The following is a 1,069-nucleotide window of genomic DNA, read 5'->3' on the forward strand; positions in this document are numbered from 1 at the left end:
TTCAATCAAAGAAAAAGGGGCGTCCATCCATGAAAAAAGAATTCAATAAACAATCGAAACAATCACCAGTCGAAGGCTCTACCGAAGCACTTGAAGCACATATTAAACAACTAGAAATGGAAAATGAGTATTTAAAAAAGTTGAATGCCTTAGTTCAAAACAAGGAAAAATCACCAAACAGGACAAAGCACAAGTAGTCTATGAGTTAAGGCATAAATATTCGGTGAAAGCACTTGTAAAACTCGCTGGCATTCCACGAAGTACGTACTATGATTTAGTAAAACGTATGAATCGACCAGATCCAGATGCCGATTTAAAAGCAGAAATAAAGGCGATTTATGAAGAACATGAAGGGCGTTATGGCTATCGCCGTATTCGTGACGAGCTAGCGAATCGTGGGCAAAAAGTGAATCATAAAAAAGTGCAACGTATCATGAAAGAGTTAGGTTTAAAATGTTTAGTACGTATGAAAAAGTATAAATCGTATAAAGGAAAAGTTGGTAAAATTGCGCCAAATATTTTAGACCGCAATTTTAAAGCAGACGCCCCAAATGAAAAGTGGGTAACAGACATTACGGAATTTAAATTATTCGGTGAGAAGCTTTATTTATCGCCAGTTTTAGATTTATTTAACGGGGAAATTATCACGTATACAATTGGCTCTAGACCAACCTATTCACTTGTTTCAGATATGTTGGACAAAGCGTTCGAACGTTTACCTGAGCACCACCAGCTACTCATGCATTCCGATCAAGGCTGGCATTATCAAATGGAAAAATATCGTCGCGCCTTAGAATCAAGAGAGATTGTTCAAAGTATGTCTCGTAAAGGAAACTGTTACGACAACTCTGTCATGGAAAATTTCTTTGGAATTATGAAATCTGAATTCCTTTACATGAGGGAATTTGAAAGTGTAGAGCATTTTAAAATAGAATTAGAAAAATATATCAATTACTATAATACGAAACGGATTAAGGCAAAATTAAAAACGAGTCCGGTGCAATACCGAACTCGTTTTACCCAAGCTGCCTAATGAAATAACCGTGTCTAACTTTTAGGGGTCACTTCA

At 36.3% G+C, this 1,069-nt stretch carries 1 pseudogene; it reads left to right on the top strand.

Annotated features, from left to right (window positions below):
• A pseudogene (locus ABH968_RS27825) lies at positions 1–1,033 on the top strand (IS3 family transposase); the annotation flags it as partial.
• Positions 1,034–1,069 lie beyond the last annotated feature (36 nt).

The organism is Lysinibacillus sp. RC79 (assembly GCF_041262405.1).
Classification (GTDB): domain Bacteria; phylum Bacillota; class Bacilli; order Bacillales_A; family Planococcaceae; genus Lysinibacillus.